This is a genomic window from Microbacterium sp. B24, assembly GCF_000333415.1.
GTDB lineage: Bacteria > Actinomycetota > Actinomycetes > Actinomycetales > Microbacteriaceae > Microbacterium.
This window is the reverse complement of sequence record NZ_BADB01000108.1, coordinates 1-242: the sequence shown is the minus strand read 5'-3', so window position 1 is coordinate 242 and position 242 is coordinate 1. Positions and strand designations below refer to the sequence as shown.

At 65.7% G+C, this 242-nt stretch carries 1 protein-coding gene; it reads left to right on the top strand.

The window, feature by feature from the left end; all coding sequences use genetic code 11:
• A partial coding sequence (locus tag I5I_RS17240) for a hypothetical protein (RefSeq protein WP_204365813.1) occupies positions 1 to 189 on the top strand: 189 nt, incomplete at its 5' end.
• Between the last annotated feature and the right edge of the window lie 53 nt (positions 190 to 242).

The window sequence follows — 242 nt, the reverse complement described above, 5'->3', positions numbered from 1 at the left end:
CATCTTGGCCTCGAAGTGTGCGAGGTCAGCGGGGCGCTCTCTGCACTGCTGGGTGCTGTAGTTGGTCCACCAGGGGCACGCGACGGCACACGAGCGACACAGGCGCCGAGGGTCAACGTCGAGGTCACCGAACTCGATACCGCTCGACAGGATGACATGAGCACACCGCTGCCCGTGCGCATTGCGTGAGGGGCCGCTCACGACTCGGCCACACGACTCTAGAGGATCCCCGGGACCGAGCT